The 21,587-nt window shown below is 38.2% G+C and carries 22 protein-coding genes; 19 read left to right on the top strand and 3 right to left on the bottom strand.

Annotated elements, in window-relative coordinates; all coding sequences use genetic code 11:
• Window positions 1–106 precede the first annotated feature (106 nt).
• A complete protein-coding gene (locus tag IGL42_RS07005) occupies window positions 107–2,503 on the bottom strand; it encodes a transglycosylase domain-containing protein (protein ID WP_025191818.1) in 2,397 nt (798 codons plus the stop codon).
• Between the two features lie 184 nt (window positions 2,504–2,687).
• Between IGL42_RS07005 and tyrS the strand changes: the two genes are divergently transcribed.
• The 10 genes from tyrS (at window position 2,688) to ybaK (ending at window position 11,738) form a co-directional block, all read left to right on the top strand.
• Entirely contained in the window at window positions 2,688–3,950 is a 1,263-nt protein-coding gene (gene tyrS, locus IGL42_RS07000) for a tyrosine--tRNA ligase (RefSeq protein ID WP_002357324.1), read from the top strand.
• A 4-nt stretch (window positions 3,951–3,954) separates the two neighbouring features.
• Window positions 3,955–4,134 carry a hypothetical protein gene (locus IGL42_RS06995; RefSeq protein ID WP_002365741.1) on the top strand — a complete coding sequence of 60 codons (180 nt, stop codon included), beginning with the start codon at window positions 3,955–3,957 and terminating at the stop codon, window positions 4,132–4,134.
• Window positions 4,131–4,793, top strand: a complete 663-nt coding sequence (locus IGL42_RS06990; RefSeq protein ID WP_002371904.1) for a YdeI/OmpD-associated family protein — start codon at window positions 4,131–4,133, stop codon at window positions 4,791–4,793. Before IGL42_RS06995 ends, IGL42_RS06990 begins: the two co-directional genes overlap by 4 nt.
• Window positions 4,793–5,260 (top strand): DUF1801 domain-containing protein, encoded by a 468-nt coding sequence (locus tag IGL42_RS06985; RefSeq protein WP_002369299.1) that lies wholly within the window; start codon window positions 4,793–4,795, stop codon window positions 5,258–5,260. Before IGL42_RS06990 ends, IGL42_RS06985 begins: the two co-directional genes overlap by 1 nt.
• A gap of 10 nt (window positions 5,261–5,270) precedes the next feature.
• Window positions 5,271–6,164 (top strand): deoxyribonuclease IV, encoded by an 894-nt coding sequence (locus IGL42_RS06980; RefSeq protein WP_002357396.1) that lies wholly within the window; start codon window positions 5,271–5,273, stop codon window positions 6,162–6,164.
• A gap of 193 nt (window positions 6,165–6,357) precedes the next feature.
• Window positions 6,358–6,576, top strand: a complete 219-nt coding sequence (locus IGL42_RS06975) for a YneF family protein (protein ID WP_002357397.1) — start codon at window positions 6,358–6,360, stop codon at window positions 6,574–6,576.
• Between the two features lie 197 nt (window positions 6,577–6,773).
• On the top strand, window positions 6,774–8,525 hold the full coding sequence (locus tag IGL42_RS06970; RefSeq protein WP_010710299.1) for an ABC transporter ATP-binding protein: 1,752 nt from the start codon (window positions 6,774–6,776) through the stop codon (window positions 8,523–8,525).
• On the top strand, window positions 8,525–10,309 hold the full coding sequence (locus IGL42_RS06965; RefSeq protein WP_002374713.1) for an ABC transporter ATP-binding protein: 1,785 nt from the start codon (window positions 8,525–8,527) through the stop codon (window positions 10,307–10,309). Before IGL42_RS06970 ends, IGL42_RS06965 begins: the two co-directional genes overlap by 1 nt.
• A gap of 155 nt (window positions 10,310–10,464) precedes the next feature.
• Window positions 10,465–11,226: a type I 3-dehydroquinate dehydratase gene (gene aroD, locus IGL42_RS06960; RefSeq protein WP_002357400.1), complete on the top strand. Its 762-nt coding sequence runs from the start codon at window positions 10,465–10,467 to the stop codon at window positions 11,224–11,226.
• The gene (ybaK, locus tag IGL42_RS06955; protein ID WP_002397353.1) at window positions 11,223–11,738 is read left to right on the top strand and encodes a Cys-tRNA(Pro) deacylase; all 516 of its coding nucleotides are present in this window, start codon (window positions 11,223–11,225) and stop codon (window positions 11,736–11,738) included. Before aroD ends, ybaK begins: the two co-directional genes overlap by 4 nt.
• Window positions 11,739–11,867: 129 nt before the next feature.
• On the opposite strand, the gene IGL42_RS06950 is transcribed toward ybaK, so the two are convergent.
• A complete protein-coding gene (locus IGL42_RS06950; protein ID WP_002357402.1) occupies window positions 11,868–12,275 on the bottom strand; it encodes a ribonuclease HI family protein in 408 nt (135 codons plus the stop codon).
• 100 nt (window positions 12,276–12,375) lie between these two features.
• Between IGL42_RS06950 and IGL42_RS06945 the strand changes: the two genes are divergently transcribed.
• Window positions 12,376–12,837, top strand: a complete 462-nt coding sequence (locus tag IGL42_RS06945; RefSeq protein ID WP_002366775.1) for an EbsA family protein — start codon at window positions 12,376–12,378, stop codon at window positions 12,835–12,837.
• A 104-nt stretch (window positions 12,838–12,941) separates the two neighbouring features.
• Here IGL42_RS06945 and IGL42_RS06940 read toward each other — a convergent pair whose 3' ends face one another.
• Window positions 12,942–13,148, bottom strand: coding sequence for a cold-shock protein (locus IGL42_RS06940; RefSeq protein ID WP_002357404.1), 207 nt, complete (start codon window positions 13,146–13,148; stop codon window positions 12,942–12,944).
• 178 nt (window positions 13,149–13,326) lie between these two features.
• Here IGL42_RS06940 and IGL42_RS06935 point away from each other — a divergent pair, with 178 nt between their 5' ends.
• The 8 genes from IGL42_RS06935 to IGL42_RS06900 all read left to right on the top strand — a co-directional run bounded on the left by IGL42_RS06935 (window position 13,327) and on the right by IGL42_RS06900 (window position 21,587).
• Window positions 13,327–14,997: a formate--tetrahydrofolate ligase gene (locus IGL42_RS06935; RefSeq protein ID WP_002384453.1), complete on the top strand. Its 1,671-nt coding sequence runs from the start codon at window positions 13,327–13,329 to the stop codon at window positions 14,995–14,997.
• Window positions 14,998–15,101: 104 nt separating this feature from the next.
• The gene (locus tag IGL42_RS06930; protein ID WP_002357406.1) at window positions 15,102–15,806 is read left to right on the top strand and encodes a CBS domain-containing protein; all 705 of its coding nucleotides are present in this window, start codon (window positions 15,102–15,104) and stop codon (window positions 15,804–15,806) included.
• Between the two features lie 5 nt (window positions 15,807–15,811).
• Window positions 15,812–16,288 carry a signal peptidase II gene (gene lspA, locus IGL42_RS06925; protein WP_002360174.1) on the top strand — a complete coding sequence of 159 codons (477 nt, stop codon included), beginning with the start codon at window positions 15,812–15,814 and terminating at the stop codon, window positions 16,286–16,288.
• Window positions 16,275–17,180 (top strand): RluA family pseudouridine synthase, encoded by a 906-nt coding sequence (locus IGL42_RS06920; protein WP_002357408.1) that lies wholly within the window; start codon window positions 16,275–16,277, stop codon window positions 17,178–17,180. Before lspA ends, IGL42_RS06920 begins: the two co-directional genes overlap by 14 nt.
• Window positions 17,181–17,518: 338 nt before the next feature.
• Complete coding sequence (gene pyrR, locus IGL42_RS06915; RefSeq protein WP_301280621.1) at window positions 17,519–18,058, top strand: bifunctional pyr operon transcriptional regulator/uracil phosphoribosyltransferase PyrR; 540 nt, start codon at window positions 17,519–17,521, stop codon at window positions 18,056–18,058.
• Window positions 18,059–18,074: 16 nt separating this feature from the next.
• On the top strand, window positions 18,075–19,355 hold the full coding sequence (locus IGL42_RS06910; protein ID WP_002357410.1) for a solute carrier family 23 protein: 1,281 nt from the start codon (window positions 18,075–18,077) through the stop codon (window positions 19,353–19,355).
• 13 nt (window positions 19,356–19,368) lie between these two features.
• Window positions 19,369–20,295: an aspartate carbamoyltransferase catalytic subunit gene (locus tag IGL42_RS06905; RefSeq protein WP_002357411.1), complete on the top strand. Its 927-nt coding sequence runs from the start codon at window positions 19,369–19,371 to the stop codon at window positions 20,293–20,295.
• 8 nt (window positions 20,296–20,303) lie between these two features.
• The gene (locus IGL42_RS06900; protein WP_002357412.1) at window positions 20,304–21,587 is read left to right on the top strand and encodes a dihydroorotase; all 1,284 of its coding nucleotides are present in this window, start codon (window positions 20,304–20,306) and stop codon (window positions 21,585–21,587) included.

Raw genomic sequence — 21,587 nt, 5'->3', positions numbered from 1 at the left:
AAAGAATAAGAGAAACAATAAAAGTAGAGACGTAATCCATCAATTGATGAATTACGTCTCTACTTTTTTACATAATTTTGGTTGCAAGCTTAACTTACCAAATTCTTTAGTTGTTCTTTTTATTGTTATTGTTGTTGTTATTATTTGTAGTGGCACGTGGAGCAAGATTTCCCCAGTAAGAAGCGTAATTGCTGTCTGTTCCACCGATCCCAAATTTATAGGTACTTTGTGGTGCACCATCTTTAGCATAGTATGAAGTCGTTGTTTTGCCAGGTGTGTTGAACTTGGCACCATTATAGGTAATTGAGCCAGGTTTTTCACCAGTAAATTCAGAAACTTTTGATTTAATGACACTTGGGTCTAATTCAAATTTTTGACCAATGCCAAACAATTCTGGATTCGCATAGTACAGCGCGTTAGCTAAGTTCGCCATATAATTCCCGTTATTGTCGCCGCTGGTCGTCGTCATTGGCGCTGGTAGATCATGTCCTGACCAAGAACTTAGTGTCACAGTCGGGGTAGAGACAATTAGCCATGAATCTTTATAGTCATTAGTTGTCCCAGTTTTTCCGACCCAATCAGCACTGGCTAAATGAGGATTCAAGCCAGCTAATGTTGGTTTGAATTTTGTCGTATTCGCAGAATCCACCACTGAGCGCAACAAGTCATTCATAATAGAAGCGGTCGCCGGTGAATAAACTTGCGTTCCTTCATCTTTGTGTTCGTAGACCACATGTCCGCTATTGTCTGTGATTTTTTCAATCATGAAGGCTTTTTGATATTTACCTTTGTTAGCAAGCGCTTGGAAGCCGTTTGTTTGTGTTACAACATTTGTTTCTACTGAACCCAATGGCGCAGATTCGTAAGCCCAAGCATCTGAAGCTGGATAGTTCATTTTACTTAAGTAGTGATTGTAAGAGAAATTATCATCACCCATTTTTTTCCTTAGCTCATTATTAACATGAACGACAGGGATATTGAAAGACCAATTCAAGGCATTTCGAACAGTCACGAATTGATTTAAATCCACATTTGTGGAATTAACAAATTCTGTACCATCAGCATAAGTCGTTGGGTAGTTGGCCAGACGACTTTCAGAACCAATGAGTCCTTGATCAATCGCAGGGCCATAGACAGAAATTGGTTTAATCGTAGAACCAACTTGACGATCGGCATTAAAGGCATGGTTGTTTTGATTAATATCGAAGTTTCTGCCGCCGATAAAACCGAGGATACGACCAGTAGCGTTATCCATTAAAATATTGCCAGTTTCAATCATTGTATTCCCATTGACATCTGCAGTTCCATCATCAAGCAAATAACCATAATTTGCGACAGCGGTTTGCATCGTGTTATAAATGTTCTGATCAATGGTCGATTGGATTGTATAGCCTTGCGACTGGATTTCGCGACGTGCTTGTTCTTCATATTGATCTAAACCAACTTGATCTAAATCATCACGATTAACTTTAGCTTTTTTCATATCTAAATCCATGACAATCTCAACTGCTTTATCTAACACCGTGTAGTATAGATAGCCTTCTGTATTGACATTGGCCTGTTCAGTTGGTAAAAAGTCTTTTTTCAAGTCGTAAGCTTTGGCTTCTTCATATTCCTTTTGTGAAATAGCTTTTTCTCGGTACATACTGAAAAGAACAAAATCTTTTCTCTTCATTCCTAAAGACAAATCGTCTTTCAAGGCACCAGTGTTAGTATAGGGCGTGTAAACAATGGGACTTTGGGGAAGTCCTGCGATAAAGGCCGCTTGAGGAAGATTCAAGTCCTTGGCACTTTTACCAAAGAGTCCTTTGGCTGCTTCTTCCACGCCTGCAATATTTTCACCTTTGTTATTACGACCAAAAGGGGAGACATTTAGATAAGTTGTCACGATTTCGTCCTTAGAAAAGTATTTTTCAATACGTAAAGCTAATAAAATTTCGTTGGCTTTCCGTTTAAAAGTCGTTTCGTCAGTTAAAATCTGTTGCTTGACCAATTGCTGAGTCAATGTTGAACCACCAGAAGAACCGCCGATACCTGTCGCATCAGAAATCAACGCTCGAACTAGCGCTTTTGGTACCACCCCATGATGTTCTTCAAAATATTCATCTTCTGTTGAAATAATGGCTTTTTTTAGCAATGGAGACATTTGATCGCCATTAATTCGTGTCCGAATTAAATCTGATTTGATGTTAGCAATCGGAGTACCATCTGCGTAAGTCATTTTTGACACTTCGGTAATATCACTGATTTCTTTTTGCAATTCTTCCTTCGTTGGGGGCTGTGTATCTTCAACTAGAAAAGCAAAATAGCCCATTCCAATACCTAAGCCAAGAGAGCCACCTAAGACAATCAGAATAACCCCAAAAACCACTAATGACTGAAAAACGCGAATAATGACATTTAAAATAAGTAAAAAGACATTGCCGCCAGAAGAGGTCGTTGGTTTTTGCTTATTGTTACTTGAATTATTTTTCAAAAGCTTCACCTCAATAAAATGATACATTCTGTGTTATTATAGCAAAAAAAAGCTTCTATGAATAGTTTCTACACCAATTGCCATTTTTTGTTGAAAAAACTTAAGAGAAAATAGGGAAATCTCATTTTTTGACTTTTCAAGTGTGACAGAATCGGTTACTATGAATAGGGGAATTTGATCTATTATTATGTTTTACTATAGGAGGAAAATCATGAATTCAGCTTTTTTTGAAGAATTAAAAGCCCGTGGGTTGGTCTACCAAGTCACAGATGAAGAAGCCTTACAAAAACAATTAAATGAAGAATCTGTTAAATTATATATCGGCTTTGATCCAACGGCAGACAGTTTACACATCGGGCATCTACTGCCAATTCTTATGTTACGTCGTTTCCAACAAAATGGTCATGTGCCCATTGCTTTAGTTGGTGGCGGAACAGGCATGATTGGTGATCCATCATTCAAAGATGCAGAGCGTAGTTTAAACACACTTGATACAGTGAAAGCTTGGTCTGAAAGTATTAAGGGCCAGTTGTCACGTTTTATCGATTTTGAAGATGAAAAAAATCCAGCGATTCTAGCAAATAACTATGATTGGCTTGGAGAGCTTTCGTTAATTGATTTCTTACGTGATGTTGGAAAAAACTTTACAATTAACTATATGATGAGTAAAGAAAGCGTGAAACGCCGAATCGAAACAGGAATTTCTTATACTGAATTTGCGTATCAATTATTACAAGCGTATGATTTCTTGAAATTGTACGAAACAGAAGGTTGTTTATTGCAATTAGGCGGCAGTGATCAATGGGGGAACATTACTTCAGGGATTGAATTATTACGCCGAGAACAAGAAGTTCAAGGATTCGGCTTAACCATGCCTTTAATTACAAAAGCAGATGGTACCAAATTTGGTAAAACAGAAGGAAACGCAGTTTGGCTAGATGCGGAAAAAACTTCGCCATATGAATTTTATCAATTCTGGATTAACACAGATGATCGTGATGTCGTGAAATTCTTGAAATACTTTACTTTCTTAACATTGGATGAAATTGCAACAATTGAAGAAGAATTTACAGCGAACCCAGGTCAACGTGCTGCGCAAAAAGCGTTAGCCAAAGAAGTGACTACTTTAGTCCACGGTGAAGCAGCCTATCATCAAGCGGTTAAAATTTCAGAAGCTTTATTCAGCGGGGATATCCAAAGCTTAACAGCAGAAGAAATTAAACAAGGCTTTAAAGATGTACCAACGTACGAGGTGCAACCAGAGGATCAATTAAGTTTAGTCGACTTATTAGTTACCTCAAAAATAGAACCATCCAAACGTCAAGCCCGTGAAGATGTTCAAAATGGAGCGATTTACGTCAATGGAGAACGTAGACAAGATTTAGCAGCTGAATTGACAGAAACTGATAAAATCGAAGGACAATTTACTGTGATTCGTCGCGGTAAGAAAAAATATTTCTTGTTAAAATACTAAAAAAATGAAAGCTTGGGACGAAGGTCGTTTAGACAACAGGTTCCAAGCTTTCGCTTTTAAAAAAGATAAATTGGGATTAATTCTGTTACAAAAAACTCTTTTTTACTATTGGGCATATTCAATTACAGATAACTTGTGCTATGCTAGAATAAAAAGTGCAGTCGCTATAAGGAGTAGGTTATGAAATCAATTGTCGAAAAGTTAAACTTAACGAAGTATCAGCAACTAGTTATTTTAAATAGACCACAGGGAGAGTATCTATCTGAATTTGCTTCAGCCGCGCAGCAATTACCCTCAGAACCAGTTGAGCTGATTTTTGCATTTGTGAAAACGATGGCGGAATTTCAAGAGATTGTTTCAATGGTGATTGAAGGTCAACATTTAGTAGAAAATGGGTTGTTATATGTGGCTTATCCGAAAAAAGGCAATAAAATGTATCCAACCTTTGTCCACCGAGATGAAATTTTTCCAACATTACAAGTAAACGAGGCAGATGGGTATATTAAAGGCTCAACCTTAAAATTTAATCGCATGGTTAGTTTAGATGAGACTTTTACGGTTGTCGGCATGAAGAATGTTCTTAAAAAGCCAGCGAAGAATCAGACCAGTTCTGCTGTTGGGGATTATGTTCAATATTTACCAGAAATTGAAGCGTTGGTACAAACAGAACCAGCTGCTGCAGCGACATTCGCTGCATTAACGCCTGGTTATCAAAAAGAGTGGGCGCGGTATGTATTTAGTGCAAAGCGAGCGGAGACACGGAAAAAGCGGCAAACTGAAATGTTAGTCATTTTAAAAGAAGGCTATAAAACCAAAGCGCTTTATCAGCAAAGGAAGAAATAATGGCGCAGTCAATTGAAACAGTTACAGCATACATCGAAACAGTTGAACCAAACTGGCGAATTGCTTATCAGCAAGTATTAGATGTCGTTTCGCAAAATTTGCCAGCAGGATTTGAATTAACAATGCAATATGGCATGCCAACCTTTGTTGTGCCGCTTTCAGTATTTCCAGAAGGCTATCTCAACCGTGGTGATGAACCGTTACCATTTATCAGCTTAGGCGCTACTAAAAGGCAAGTAGCTTTATATCACATGGGATTAATGGGAAATGAAGCCGTCCGAAGTTGGTTTCAAGAAGCCTATCAGGAACAAGTGTCAACAAAGCTAAACATGGGGAAAAGTTGTCTTCGCTTCACTAATCCTAAGCGAATACCCTATGAACTAATTGGCGAATTAGTAACAAAAATCACGCTAGAAGAATGGCTGCAACAGTATCAACACTACCAAAAGAAAAAGAAGAATTATTAGGAGGAACCACATGTTATTAGGATCACACGTTAGTATGAGTGGCAAGAAAATGCTATTAGGCTCTGCCGAGGAAGCGGCTAGTTATGGCTCAACAACCTTTATGATTTATACAGGTGCGCCACAAAACACGCGTCGGAAACCGATTGAAGAAATGAATATTGAAGCTGGGCAAGCGTTTATGAAGGAACACAATTTAAGTAATATCGTCGTTCATGCCCCGTATATTATTAATTTAGGTAATACAATTAAAACGGAAAATTTCGGTTTTGCCGTAGACTTTTTGCGTCAAGAAATTGAGCGAGCACAAGCGTTGGGAGCAACGCAAATCACGTTACACCCAGGTGCGCATGTTGGTGCAGGTCCAGAAGCCGGCATTAAACAAATTGTTAAAGGTCTAAACGAAGTCTTGTGGAAAGAGCAAATCCCTCAAATCGCTTTAGAAACCATGGCTGGTAAAGGAACCGAAATCGGCCGTACGTTTGACGAACTAGCTGCGATTATTGACGGAGTTACGCTAAATGATAAGCTTTCTGTCACTCTGGATACTTGCCACATTAATGATGCAGGTTATAATGTAAAAGATGATTTTGATGGCGTATTAGTTGAATTTGATAAAATTATCGGATTGGATCGTTTAAAAGTTATTCATGTGAATGATTCTAAAAATCCTATGGGCTCACATAAAGATCGTCATGCCAATATTGGCTTTGGCACTATTGGTTTTGAAGCTTTAAACGGTGTGGTTCACCATGAAAAATTAACTGCTTTACCAAAAATTTTAGAAACACCTTATGTCGGAGAAGACAAAAAAAATAAAAAGGCCCCTTACGGCTTTGAAATTGCGATGTTAAAAAATCAAACATTTGATCCAGAATTATTAGAAAAAATTCAAGGACAAAACTAAAGCAACAATCGCTCTTAAAGGTCCTATTGACATTTAAGAGCGTATATTTTTGACTTTTAATCACTATTTTGCAAAAAAATCAGACTTTTTTCATTATTTAAGAGAAATCCCGCAAAAAGAACTTTTCTTTTTTTGCTATTTCTAGTAAAATAATTCATTGAGAGCAAAACTATACGGAGAGGAGAGAGTTTCAATGGCAACAGGTTGGGTAGTATTAATCGCAGTAATCGCTTTATTAGTAGGCGCTGCAGGGGGCTTTTTCCTTGCACGCAAATATATGCAAGATTATTTCAAAAAAAATCCTCCCGTTAATGAGGATATGTTACGCATGATGATGGCATCAATGGGTCAAAAACCGTCAGAGAAAAAGGTTAGACAAATGATGCAACAAATGAAAAACCAAGGAAAATAGTAAAGGTTATTCAGGTAATCATGAATAAGTGTAAAAACGGGCTGATTTTCAGTCCGTTTTTTTGTTGTTTTGCGGGAGAATAGGATAATCTAGGAGGAAAAGAGCGAAACGTTTAATCAAAAACAACAATAACGAAGAAACCTTCTAGCTCGAAAGTAGTCTTCGTAGAACAACAAAGTAAAAGGAGGGACAACTGAATGTCCATATTCAAAAAATTAGGCTGGTTTTTTAAGCAAGAGAAAAAAAGTTATATTATTGGGGTTTTCTCATTAATGATGGTCGCTCTTGTTCAATTAGTCCCGCCCAAAGTTATTGGCGTCGTTGTAGATGAAATCGTTAACAAAGAAATTCGCTTAACGAAAATTATCGTGTGGGTTGCACTCTTGATTGGTGCTGGGCTTGCCCAATATCTTTTTCGCTATATTTGGCGGATGCATATTTGGGGGAGTGCGGCTCGTTTGGAAAAAGAGCTACGGACTCAATTATTTCATCATTTCACAAAAATGGATAGCATCTTTTATCAGAAATATCGGACAGGTGACTTGATGGCGCATGCAACCAATGATTTAAATGCCATCCAAAATGTGGCTGGAGCTGGGATTTTAACGTTTGCCGACTCTGTGATTACGGGAGGAACAACGATTATCGCAATGGTTCTATTTGTCGATTGGCGCTTAACATTAATTGCTTTATTACCGCTGCCTTTATTAGCCGTCACTTCACGAGTTCTAGGTTCTAAGTTGCATGATGCCTTTCGAGATTCACAAGCTGCTTTTTCAGCGATTAATGATAAAACACAAGAAAGTATTACTGGAATTAAAGTCATTAAAACATTTGGGCAAGAAAAAGAAGATCTTGCTGATTTTACAGAGAAAATTGATGATGCTATCGTCAAAAATAAACGAACGAACTTTTTAGATGCACTATTTGATCCGTTTATTACGCTGATTATTGGTGTTTCTTATGTTTTGACAATTATTATTGGTGGTCGTTTCATCATGAAAGGAACGATTAGTTTAGGTCAGTTGGTCTCTTTCATTGCCTATATTGGGATGCTAGTTTGGCCAATGTTTGCGATTGGGCGCTTATTTAATGTGTTAGAACGTGGGAATGCTAGTTACGATCGTGTGAACGAATTATTACATGAAAAAACGCATATTATCGAACGAAAAGATGCCATCAAAACAATGGCGCAAGGAACAATTTCAATGAAGATTGATTCTTTTTCTTATCCAAAAGAAGAGGCAGTGGCATTGGAAAACATCCAATTTTCGTTGCAAGAAGGAGAAACCTTGGGGATTGTTGGTAAAACAGGCGCTGGTAAAACCACTATTTTGAAGTTGTTGATGCGTGAATATGACCAATACCAAGGAACGATTTCCTTTGGAAAACATAACATTAAAAATTACACATTAGATGCATTGATGGGTGCAATGGGGTACGTGCCACAGGACCACTTTCTCTTTTCCATGACGGTACGAGATAATATTCGTTTTGCTAAACCAGACTTGGAACAAGCAGCAGTTGAACAAGCGGCAGAATTAGCATTTATTAACCAAGAAATTAAAGCATTCCCTGAAGGCTATGACACAATGGTTGGGGAACGTGGCGTTTCGCTTTCTGGAGGACAAAAACAACGGATTTCTATTGCACGGGCCTTGATTGTTGAACCAGAATTGTTAATTTTAGACGATGCCTTATCTGCAGTCGATGCGAAGACTGAAGAGGCGATTTTATCAAATCTAAAAGAAACGCGCCAAGAAAAAACCACTATTATTACAGCGCATCGTTTAAGTAGTGTCATGCATGCAAAAGAAATCTTAGTGTTGGATGAAGGGAAAATTATTGAACGGGGGACGCATCCAGAGTTACTGGCTCAGAAGGGTTGGTATCAGCGGATGTGGGAAAAACAGCAATTAGAAGCGAAAATTGAAGGGAGTGAGAGTTAATGGAAGAAAAGTATCAATCCGAATGGTCCAGAGAGTTACCGCTGAAAGAACAATTAACGATTGTTCAGCGTTTGTTTCGTTTTGCCAAACCGTTTCGACGCATGTTTTACACAGCTATTCTCTTTGCATTTGGCTTATCAATTATCAATATTCTTTTGCCTAGAGTCATTCAAGTTTTTATGGATAATTATTTAACGCCTAAAACTGCTACAATGCAAGTGATTCTAACTTTTGCTGCTATTTATTTCTTTGGTGTCATTGTCAAAAGTATTGTTTGGTTTTTCCAATGGTATTTGTATTCGATGGCTTCTTTAAAAACGTATCAATATATACGAGTGAAATTATTTGAAAAATTACACACTTTAGGTATGCGTTATTTTGATCAAACACCAGCGGGTTCGACGGTGTCTCGTGTTACAAATGACACAGAAACATTGTTTGAATTCTGGTATGTATTCTTAATGGTGATTACAGGAATTTTTGCCGTAATCTCGTCATTTTTTGCAATGTTTCAACTCAGTCCAGAAATCTCATTTTATTGTCTAATTTTCTTGCCGATTTTATTAGTTGTGATTTGGTATTACCAAAAATTTAGTTCAAAATTATATCGCAGTATGCGGGAAAAATTAAGTCAATTAAATACCAAACTAAATGAATACATCTCTGGGATGCAAATCATTCAACAATTTCGCCAAGAAAAGCGTTTGGAAAAAGAATTTGAGGAAACCAATGATGATTATTTAAAAACACGAGTAGCAATGATTCGTATGAATTCGTTATTATTAAGTCCCATCATTAATTTGTTGTATACGTTGGCGATTGCATTGGCCTTAACTATGTTTGGCATCGATGCTTTACATTCTCCTGTAGAAGCGGGGATGATTTATGCTTTTGTAACGTATGTCCAAGCTTTTTTTAATCCGATGACACAAATGATGGACTTCCTAAGTATCTTTACAGATGGGATTGTCGCAGGTAGTCGTATTTTAAAAATTATGGATACGGAAGAATTAACGCCGCAACAATCAGTAGGTGCGAATGGGGAAATTATCCGCGGGAAAATTGAATTTCGCAATGTTACTTTTTCTTATGACGGCAAAAACGAAGTATTGAAAAATATTAGCTTTGTCGCAAATCCCGGGGAAACCGTCGCTTTAGTCGGTCATACAGGAAGTGGTAAAAGTTCAATTATTAATGTACTCATGCGTTTCTATGAATTTTATGAAGGGCAGATTTTAATTGATGATCGTGATATTCGTGATTTTCCCATGACAGAATTACGGGAAAAGATGGGCTTGGTATTACAGGATGCTTTCATGTTTTATGGAGATATTGCTGGAAATATCCGTTTACTGAATCCCAATATTACAGATGAACAAATTAAACAGGCTGCGGAATTTGTTCAGGCGGATAAATTTATCCACACGTTACCCAATACCTATCATGCGAAAGTCATTGAACGAGGAGCGAGTTATTCTAGCGGACAACGTCAATTAATTTCGTTTGCACGAACGATTGTGACTGATCCCAAAATTTTAGTTTTAGATGAAGCAACCGCTAATATTGATACAGAAACAGAAGGATTGATTCAAGAAGGATTAGCCAAAATGCGTCAAGGGAGAACGACAATTGCGATTGCGCATCGCCTTTCGACGATTCGTGATGCAAACTTGATTTTAGTTTTAGACAAAGGACAGATTGTAGAACGAGGAACGCATGAAACGTTATTGGCAGAAGGTGGACTTTATGCGGATATGTATCAGTTACAAAGTACGGAAGTTTAACGTAACAACAGAAAGAGTTAAATAACCCAAACAAAGACATTTAGTGTTAGGAAATTCCTAATTCTAGGTGTCTTTGTAGCTCTTTAAATTGCAAAAAAGAATAGAAATGGTATGATATGAAGAGAGAAAAACAAACGAGGAAGTTAGGTGGAACTGTGAAGCCAGTTATAGTCAAAAATGTGCGAATAGGTGAAGGGAATCCCAAAATTGTGGTGCCCATTGTTGCTCCAACAGCCGAGGATATTTTGGCCGAAGCAACGGCGAGCCAAACACTAGATTGTGATTTGGTGGAATGGCGTTTAGACTATTATGAAAATGTCGCTGATTTTTCCGATGTATGTAATCTTTCACAACAAGTAATGGAACGGTTGGGGCAAAAACCGTTATTGTTAACTTTTCGTACACAAAAAGAAGGCGGCGAAATGGCTTTTTCCGAGGAAAATTATTTTGCTTTGTATCATGAATTAGTGAAAAAGGGTGCGTTGGATTTATTGGATATTGAATTATTTGCGAATCCACTGGCGGCAGATACGTTAATTCACGAAGCTAAAAAGGCGGGGATTAAAATTGTTCTCTGTAATCACGACTTTCAGAAAACACCGTCGCAAGAGGAGATTGTCGCGCGGTTACGCCAAATGCAAATGCGTCAGGCGGATATTTGTAAAATAGCTGTGATGCCACAAGATGCGACAGATGTACTTACGTTACTTTCAGCAACCAATGAAATGTACACCCATTATGCATCCGTCCCAATCGTTACTATGTCAATGGGACAGTTAGGGATGATTAGTCGCGTAACAGGTCAACTGTTCGGGTCGGCACTAACTTTTGGCTCAGCCCAGCAAGCGTCTGCACCAGGCCAACTATCCGTACAAGTATTAAGAAATTATTTAAAGACATTCGAACAAAACAAGTGATTCAGAAGGTGAAAAAAGTGGCAAAGAAAAAAACACAACAAAAAACGAATGCGATGCGCATGGTAGAACAACATAAAGTACCATATAAAGAATATGAATTCGCTTGGAGCGAAGATCATTTAAGTGCAGAAAGTGTCGCTGAAAGTTTAGGTATTGACAAAGGACGAATTTTTAAAACCTTGGTTACAGTAGGTAATAAAACAGGTCCAGTCGTGGCTGTCATTCCTGGTAATCAAGAATTAGATTTGAAAAAATTAGCGAAAGCTAGTGGCAACAAAAAGGTAGAAATGCTTCACTTAAAAGATTTAGAAGCAACCACAGGCTATATTCGTGGGGGCTGTTCACCAATTGGGATGAAAAAACAATTTCCCACCTATTTGGCTGAAGAAGCTCAACAATATTCTGCAATTATTGTTTCTGCAGGCAAACGTGGCATGCAAATTGAATTAGCGCCTGAAGCAATCCTTTCGCTAACCAATGGGCAATTTGCGGAAATAACGACAAAAGAATAAGTGGCTATAAGAAGAAGTCGAGACAGAACCGTTTATCTGTTTTTAAACGTGGAGCAAAAATCCCTAGTGATTTTTGCTCCACGTGTTTAATTATCAAATTAATAAAGGAAAAGCATTAAGTAAACAGTGCTACTTTTTATTGGGATAAAATTTTTGTAATGCTTGCCGTGCGAGCATATCGGCCGCTTTGTTTTGACTTTCAGGTAGCCATTTGATTAAGAGCAAAGGGAAATTCTTTTCTAGTTGTTGATATTCTGCTAAATAAGGCTGGTACTTTTCATTTTTAGCATAGTTTTTTTCAATTGTTTGGACAACAATTTTACTATCTGAGTGGAGAAGAACGGTTTGTTGATTGTCTTCATTGGCAATCGCTTGTTTTAAAGCTTCAATCAGCACTTTAAATTCGGCTTCGTGATTACTAACAATGCCTAAAGGCACATGCAATTGTTGCCGCGATTGGTCGGTGAGGTAAACGATACCGCCGCCAGATTCACCTGGATTGCCTTTTGTTGCAGCATCTACATAAATTCTTAACATAAAATTACTCCTAATTTCTTTTTGTTCTTAAAAAAAGTATGTTACTATTATAACATATTTAAATTTAGCGGCGTTGATCCAGAAGTAGTGAGGGCACTTTATGAAAAAACAGAAATTTTATTGGCAGCCAGAATTAGCATCAACAATTATTTACTGGTCTTGCACATTTTGTATATTATTTATTAGTTTAATTTTAGCATTGGAAAATAATGGTCCTTACTTGATTAGTAATCTGGTGATGGTTCCATTTTTTGTGTTTGCTTATCTAGGAATTGCGCGGTCTTTTAACCTGACAGAAACATCTTTAATTGTTAGAGATGTTTTATGGTTTCGTAAAAAAGCACTTCCGCTTTCTCAGATAGAAAAAGTAACCTACAATGAAAAAAGCATCGAAATTTTTTCCTCAGAATTTAAGGAAGGCTCAAAAGTCTTTTTAATGAAAAAGAAAACGATTCCGTTATTTCTTGAGGCACTTAAGGTAAAAAAGCCTGAATTGAAGGTAGCAGAAGATCATTCTTTGGGCCTTCATAAAAAAGAAGAAAAAAACAAGAGTGAGTCATAAGTCGAAACGACTGGTGACCCACTCTCAAAATCTTAAAATAATCAGCTGAAACAAACGCTACGTTTACTTACTTTTTGGAGCAAAGCGTTGTTGGTTCAGCTTTTTTAGTTATCTATTTTTTTGACATGTGCTGCTTGTAGCCCACGATTGCCTTCCATTATCTCGAACTCTACAGATTGATTCTCATCAAGTGATTTGAATCCGTCACCTTCTATAGCAGTGAAGTGGACAAAAATCTCATCTTCTTCGTTGTAAACGATAAAACCATAACCTTTTCTGTTATCGAACCATTTGACAATTCCTTTTTGCATCCAATTCACGCTCCTTTTAGATTTGTAAAGACACTTTCATTATACGAGAAAAGGCTACCAAACGTCAATGGTTGGGTTGTTTAAAAAAGGTTATTCTAGCCATTCTATTCAATACAAGCTATAATTTAAAAGAAACAATGTGTCACAAAGACGATAAAGAATTGAAAAGGGGTCCGTTATGAAGACAGATATTAACATTGCACAAGCAGCAACATTAAAACCTATTCAAGAGATTGCCGAAACAATCGGTCTTTCAGAAGATTCGCTCGAACTTTATGGAAAATACAAAGCGAAAATAGATTTTCCAACGCTTCAATCCTTAGAAGCGCAACCAGAAGGTAAATTAATCCTCGTTACATCGATTAATCCAACACCAGCAGGAGAAGGAAAGTCAACCGTGACCATTGGTTTAGGAGATGCATTAAATCAAATCAATAAAAAAACAGTTATTGCCCTAAGAGAACCATCATTAGGTCCTGTGATGGGGATTAAAGGTGGCGCAACAGGTGGCGGTTACGCACAAGTATTACCAATGGAAGAAATCAATTTGCATTTTACTGGTGATATGCATGCGATTACGACAGCCAATAATGCCTTAGCTGCGTTACTAGATAATCATTTACAGCAAGGAAATGAATTAAAGATTGATTCTCGACGGGTGATTTGGAAACGGGCAGTGGATCTAAATGATCGTGCGCTCAGACAGGTCGTTGTTGGTTTAGGCGGTCCTTTCCAAGGTGTACCAAGAGAAGACGGTTTCGATATTACTGTGGCAAGCGAAATTATGGCGATTCTTTGTTTAGCGCAAAATTTAACGGACTTAAAAGAACGCTTAAGTCGGATTATTGTCGCCTATAATGACCAAAGAGAGCCGGTGACGGTTAAAGATTTAAACGTGGCAGGTGCCCTGACTTTATTATTAAAAGACGCCTTAAAACCTAATTTAGTTCAAACGATTGAAGGAACTCCAGCTTTTGTTCACGGTGGTCCTTTTGCCAATATCGCTCATGGATGTAACAGTATTTTAGCGACAAAAACAGCTTTGCATCTAGGGGATTATGTCGTAACAGAAGCAGGTTTTGGTGGCGACTTGGGTGGCGAAAAATTTTTAGATATTAAAGTACCTTCTTTAGGAAAAGCACCCGATGCCGTTGTGATTGTGGCAACGATTCGCGCGTTGAAAATGCATGGCGGTTTGGCGAAAGATCAGTTAGCAGAAGAAAATTTACCAGCGTTACAAAAAGGCTTTACCAACTTAGAAAAACATATTCAAAACATGCAACGTTATGATGTACCAGTAGTTGTTGCAATTAATGAGTTTACACAGGATACAGAGAAGGAAATTCAACTGTTGAAAGAAGCTTGCCAAGCGTTAGGCGTGCCCGTCGAGTTAACAAGTGTTTGGGCGCAAGGTGGCGCAGGTGGCACGAACCTAGCGAAAACAGTAGTAGCAGAGATTGAAGCCAATACAAAACAGTTTCAACCTTTATATAATCCTCGCCAAACTATTGAAGAAAAAATTCAAGCCATTGTACAAACGATTTACGGCGGGGAACAGGCGATTTTTTCTCCGAAAGCGCAAAAGCAAATCGCAGACTTTACAAAAAATGGTTGGGATCAATTACCAATTTGCATGGCGAAGACACAGTATTCACTTTCTGACGATCCTCAAAAATTAGGACGGCCAGAAGGATTTACGATTACGATTCGTGAGCTAGTTCCAAAAATCGGTGCAGGGTTTATCGTGGCGTTAACGGGTGACATTTTAACGATGCCTGGCTTGCCGAAGGTTCCTGCTGCGTTAAATATGGATGTGGACGAAACGGGTCAAGCGAGCGGTCTCTTTTAAAGCCGCTCTTTCCTGAGACCTATTTTTAGTATATACTTGAAAGTAGCTCAATAAAAAATAATGACGGAAATTTATTGCGTAGTTTATTATAAGGAGCAACGACTATGGGGGAACGAGCAGATACATTTTTAGCACACTTTAATCGCATTGAAAAGTGGATGAGAGAGAGACTGAACAATCCTGTCAATATGGGATTCAGTGAAATGACAAGACGTCTTTCCCGAAAAGAAAAAGGACAGATTGCTCAATTTGAAGAGGATTTGCTTCAAATGGCTCAGTTAAGAAATGCCATCGTTCATGAGCGAATTGCTGATGATTTTGTAATTGCAGAGCCAAACGAATGGGCAGTTCAACGAATTGAAACGATTGAACAAGCTTTAACAAAACCAGAAAAAGTAGTGCCTAAATTTGCGAAACGTGTTACAGCTTTTGAAATCACCACTTCTTTAGAAACGTTATTAACGATTATTGCAAAAAAACAATATTCTCAATTTCCGATTTATGAAAAAGGTGTATTTAAAGGATTAGTCACGGTTCGAGGGATTGGTGTATGGTTTGCCATTGAGAGCACCAAAGGCGAAGTTCACATTGCCAACCGAACGGTGCGAGAATTGTTGGCATCAAATTATAAACGCAGCAACTATCAATTTGTTTCAATTGAAGCAACCGTTTTTGAAGTTGAACAAATGTTTCGGGAGCAGCCACGCTTAGAAGCTGTGCTTATTAGTAAAAGTGGCCATCCTAATGGTGAGTTAGTAGGCATTGTTCGACCAAGAGATTTAGCAAGTATTCATAGAGAAAAGGAATGACGCGATTGTTAGTAGTATATTTTTTAATCAGTGCCTTATTAGTAGGGCTTGACCAATGGAGCAAATATTTGACGGTCCAAAACATTTCTTTGGGTGAAACAAAAGAATTCATTCCTGGATTTTTGTCGCTGACCCATTTAAGAAATACCGGAGCCGCTTGGAGCTTATTAGAAGGAAAGATGATATTCTTTTATGTCATCACAGTAATTGTTAGTGTCGTGATTATTTATTTATTAATTAAGAATTATAAAAAAAGTATCTGGTATTCTGTAGGTTTATCTTTTGTCTTAGCAGGTGCCATTGGGAATTTTATTGATCGTGTACGTTTAGGCTACGTTGTGGACATGCTCCAAACGGATTTTATGAATTTTCCTATTTTTAATGTTGCAGATAGCACGTTAGTGGTCGGCGTTATTTGTATATTTATTTATTTGATTTTAGATGAAAAAGCAGCAAAGGAAGGCAAAAATGGAACAAATTAACGTAACGATTCAAACAGAAAAAGGCCGGATTGACAAAGTATTAAGTGAACATTTACCCAATCATTCCCGCTCGCAAATTCAACAATGGTTAAAAGAAAAACACGTAACAGTTAATGGTGAAACGGTCCGCGCAAATTACAAAGTTACAGCAGGCGATGAAATTGTTGTAACAATTCCTGAACCAGAAGTTCTAGATATGGTAGCAGAGGATATTCCTTTGACCATTGTTTATGAAGACAATGATGTGATTGTTGTCAACAAACCTCAAGGCATGGTCGTTCATCCTTCGGCAGGGCATCCCAAGGGTACATTAGTGAACGCGTTACTTCATCATGCGGATCACTTATCGGCGATTAATGATGTGGTGCGACCGGGAATTGTTCATCGAATTGATAAAGATACTTCGGGGCTATTGATGGTGGCTAAAAATGATCAAGCCCATGAATCATTAGCGAAACAGCTAAAAGAAAAAACATCGTTACGTAAATACGTTGCCTTGGTCCACGGTGTTATTCCTCACGATAAGGGAGAGATAAATGCGCCTATTGGTCGTTCCAAGGTTGACCGTAAAATGCAAGCGGTCATTGAAGGCGGTAAAGAAGCAGTCACTCATTTTACTGTTTTAGAGCGTTTTGATGCATTTACCTTAGTTGAATTACAACTAGAAACAGGCCGGACACATCAAATCCGTGTTCACATGAAATATATCGGTTATCCATTAGCTGGAGATCCATTATATGGACCGAAAAAAACATTGCCTGGCAATGGACAATTTTTACATGCGAAGTTATTAGGCTTTACACATCCTACTACAGGTGAACAATTAGTCTTTGAAGCACCTTTACCAGAAGTTTTTGAAAAAACTTTACACCAATTAAGAAATAATCATTGATTTTTTTCTGAAGAAGAGGTAAACTCTTTTTTAAGAAGAAAAATAACTAAATAACTGTAACCTTTAAGTTTAGTCCCGTGAGGCTAAGAAGGAATCATGCAAAAGAACACTAGGTGCGCTTAGTTAGTAAGTTGTGTGGGCTACATGGTACCCTTGTACCTTTTTAAACTGTAACCAACATCCTCCTATCCTCATACGGGTAGGAGGATTTTTTGTTGGAAAAAATAACAGGACAATTTCAATAAAAACCCACTTATTTTTCAGCTGCTCAATTGAAGGAAGAATCGCTGACCCCAAGACAGCGAGGACGTAGATAAAAAAGAAATGAGGAGGAAATTATTATGCCAAAGAAAGAAGTTGTTGACGCAGTCACAATGAAACGAGCGCTTACTCGAATCTCGTATGAAATTATTGAAAGAAACAAAGGAATTCAAGACATTGTTTTAGTAGGAATTAAAACGCGTGGGATATACATTGCACAACGTCTAGCCGAACGCTTAAAACAATTAGAAGATATTGACGTGCCAGTTGGTGAATTAGATATTACTTTGTATCGTGATGATGTGAAAGATATGGAGGAACCTGAATTACATTCTTCTGACGTACCAGTCTCAATTGAAGGTAAAGAAGTTATTTTAGTGGATGATGTCTTGTACACTGGCCGGACCATTCGTGCTGCGATGGACGCTGTTATGGATTTAGGTCGTCCGAGAAAAATCTCTTTAGCAGTCTTAGTAGATCGTGGACATCGGGAACTACCGATTCGTGCCGATTATGTAGGAAAAAATATTCCAACATCAAAAACTGAGGAAATTATTGTGGAAATGGAAGAGCGTGACGGCGCAGATCGTATTATGATCAGTAAAGGAAACGAATAAAAAGGAGTGAACAACGTTGTCAGAAAAAGAATTTCGAAATGAGGATGCAGTCTTAGATATTAAAGACAGACCGCAAGCTTTTCACTGGGTTGGCCTAAGTTTACAACATTTATTTACGATGTTTGGTGCAACGGTTTTAGTACCAATCTTAGTGGGAATTGACCCAGGGATTGCGTTAGTCAGTTCAGGATTAGGAACAATGGTCTATCTGATTACTACAAAAGGAAAAATCCCCGCCTATCTTGGCAGTAGCTTTGCTTTTATTGCAGCGATGCAGATGTTAATGAAGAGTGATGGTTATCCAGCCATTGCCCAAGGTGCTATGACAACCGGCTTGGTATACCTAATCGTTTCATTAATCATTAAAAAAATTGGTTCCGACTGGTTGGATAAAATTTTACCGCCTATCGTTGTAGGACCTGTCGTGATGGTTATCGGTTTAGGCTTGGCTGCTAACGCCGCAAATAACGCAATGTATAACAACAACGTTTATGATTTTAAATATATTGCCGTAGCCTTAATTACTTTAGGCTTAACCATTTTTTACAACATGTTTTTCAAAGGCTTCCTGGGATTAATTCCAATTCTTTTGGGAATTGTTAGTGGGTACCTAGTCGCTTTAGCTTTCGGAATTATTGACTTAACCCCTATTAAAGAAGCTGCTTGGTTTGCTTTACCGAATTTTGAAGTACCTTTTGTTCAATATGAACCGAAATTGTATTTAAATGCCATTACAACAATGGCACCAATTGCTTTTGTAACAATGACAGAACATATTGGTCATTTAATGGTCTTGAATAAATTAACCAAGCGCAACTTTTTCCAAGACCCAGGCTTATCTAAAACTTTAATGGGAGATGGCTTAGCGCAAATTGTAGCAGGTTTTGTTGGTGGACCACCAGTTACAAGTTATGGTGAAAATATCGGCGTGCTGGCAATTACAAGAGTACACAGTGTCTTCGTGATTGGTGGAGCCGCGGTGTTCGCTGTAGCTTTAGGCTTTGTTGGAAAATTAAGTGCCTTGATTCTAAGTATCCCAGGACCAGTTATTTCAGGAATTAGTTTCGTCTTGTTCGGTGTGATTGCCGCAAGTGGTTTGAAAATCTTAATCGATAATAAGATTAATTTTGATAAGAAAAAGAATTTATTGATTGCTTCAGTAATTTTAGTCATCGGCATTGGTGGCTTAGTCTTCAAAGTAGGAACCTTTGAATTGTCTTCAATGGCATTAGCAACCGTCTTAGGAATTGTTTTGAATTTAATTTTACCGGAAAACGCACGTAGCGAAGAACAGTAGGAGGACTGGACGAATGATTATTACATCTGAACGAATTAGTTTAAAACATCTTTTAACTGCTGAGGCTTTAACCGACCGTGAAGTCATGGGGTTAATCCGTCGCGCAGGAGAATTTAAACAGGGGGCAAAATGGCACCCAGAAGAACGTCAATATTTTGCAACAAACTTGTTTTTTGAAAATAGTACTCGAACACATAAAAGTTTTGAGGTAGCTGAGAAAAAATTAGGCTTAGAAGTGATTGAGTTTGAAGCAAGTAGAAGTTCTGTTCAAAAAGGAGAAACGTTATACGACACAGTACTAACGATGTCGGCAATTGGTGTAGATGTAGCAGTCATTCGTCATGGTAAAGAAAATTATTACGATGAATTGATTCAAAGTAAAACGATTCAATGTTCTATTATTAACGGTGGGGACGGGAGTGGACAACACCCTACACAATGTTTATTGGATCTGATGACTATTTATGAAGAATTTGGTGGATTTGAAGGCTTGAAAGTGGCGATTGTGGGAGATATTACACATTCTCGCGTTGCTAAATCAAATATGCAGTTATTAAACCGTTTAGGCGCTGAAATTTATTTTTCAGGTCCAGAAGAGTGGTACGATCATCAGTTTGATGTCTATGGACAATATGTGCCGCTAGATGAAATTGTTGAAAAAGTCGATGTGATGATGTTGCTTCGCGTGCAGCACGAACGTCATGATGGTAAGGAAAGTTTTTCAAAAGAAGGCTATCATTTGGAATATGGTTTAACCAACGAACGGGCAACTCGTTTACAGAAACACGCAATTATTATGCATCCAGCGCCAGTCAATCGGGATGTTGAACTGGCAGATGAATTAGTGGAAAGTCTGCAATCAAGAATCGTCGCGCAAATGAGTAACGGAGTCTTTATGCGCATGGCAATTTTGGAAGCAATTTTACATGGAAAGGCCTAGGTGGAGAAATGAAGACGTTAATTAAGAATGGAAAAATCATCAAAAAAGAGAATCAATTGATTGAGGCAGCACTTTGGCTAGAAAATGGTGTGATTCACGCAATCGGAGAATCGTTTGACGAAGCAGATTTTGAGCAAGTGTTTGATGCGAACGGGCAACTAATCACGCCAGGCTTGGTGGATGTGCATGTTCACTTTAGAGAACCAGGCTTTACGTATAAAGAAACGATTAAAACGGGTAGTAAAGCTGCTGCTCGCGGTGGTTTTACTACGGTTTGCGCAATGCCCAATTTGAATCCAGTACCAGATACGGCTGAAAAATTAAGTGAGGTTTACGACTTAATTCAAAAAGATGCAGTCGTGAAAGTTTTACAATATGCGCCCATTACAGAAGAACTACGGAGTGAAGTTTTAACCAATCAGAAAGCCTTAAAGGAAGCGGGTGCCTTTGCATTTACGAATGATGGTGTTGGTGTCCAAACGGCAGGAACGATGTACTTAGCCATGAAAGAAGCGGCTGCATTAAATATGGCGCTTGTTGCGCACACGGAAGATGAATCTTTATTATTTGGTGGTGTGATGCATGAAGGAGAAGTTTCTAAGAAATTAGGCCTACCAGGGATTTTAAGTGCAACGGAAGCTTCACAAATTGCTCGGGATATTACTTTAGCAAAAGAAACAGGCGTTCATTATCATGTTTGTCATGTTTCAACAGAAGAAAGCGTGCGCGTTATTCGAGATGCTAAAAAAGCAGGGATTCACGTAACAGCCGAAGTTTCGCCACACCATTTAATTTTAGTCGATGAGGATATTCCTGGTGACGAAGGGTTTTGGAAAATGAACCCGCCATTACGTGGTTTAGCAGATCGACAAGCATTGATTGACGGCTTGTTAGATGGCACGATTGACTGTATTGCTACCGACCATGCGCCCCATGGTTTAGAAGAAAAACAACAATCATTTTTAAACGCACCTTTTGGTATTGTCGGTAGTGAAACGGCCTTCCAATTGATTTATACGAACTTTGTCGAAACAGGCATTTTCACATTAGAACAAGTGATTGATTGGATGGCAGTGAAACCGGCAGAAATTTTTGGATTAAACGCAGGAACACTAACAATTGGTGCACCAGCAGATATTGCAGTTTTTGACTTAGCAACAGCTGCACCAATTGATGCAGAAGCATTTGAATCAATGGCTGTCAATACACCATTTACAGGGTGGACAGTCAAAGGAAAGACACTTATGACATTTGTTGACGGAGCATTAGCTTGGTCGGAGGAGGCGCAGTAG

It is taken from the genome of Enterococcus sp. DIV0712, from assembly GCF_050554855.1.
GTDB lineage: Bacteria > Bacillota > Bacilli > Lactobacillales > Enterococcaceae > Enterococcus > Enterococcus faecalis.
The sequence above is the reverse complement of the archived record's forward strand: the minus strand, read 5'-3'. Positions and strand labels throughout refer to the sequence as shown.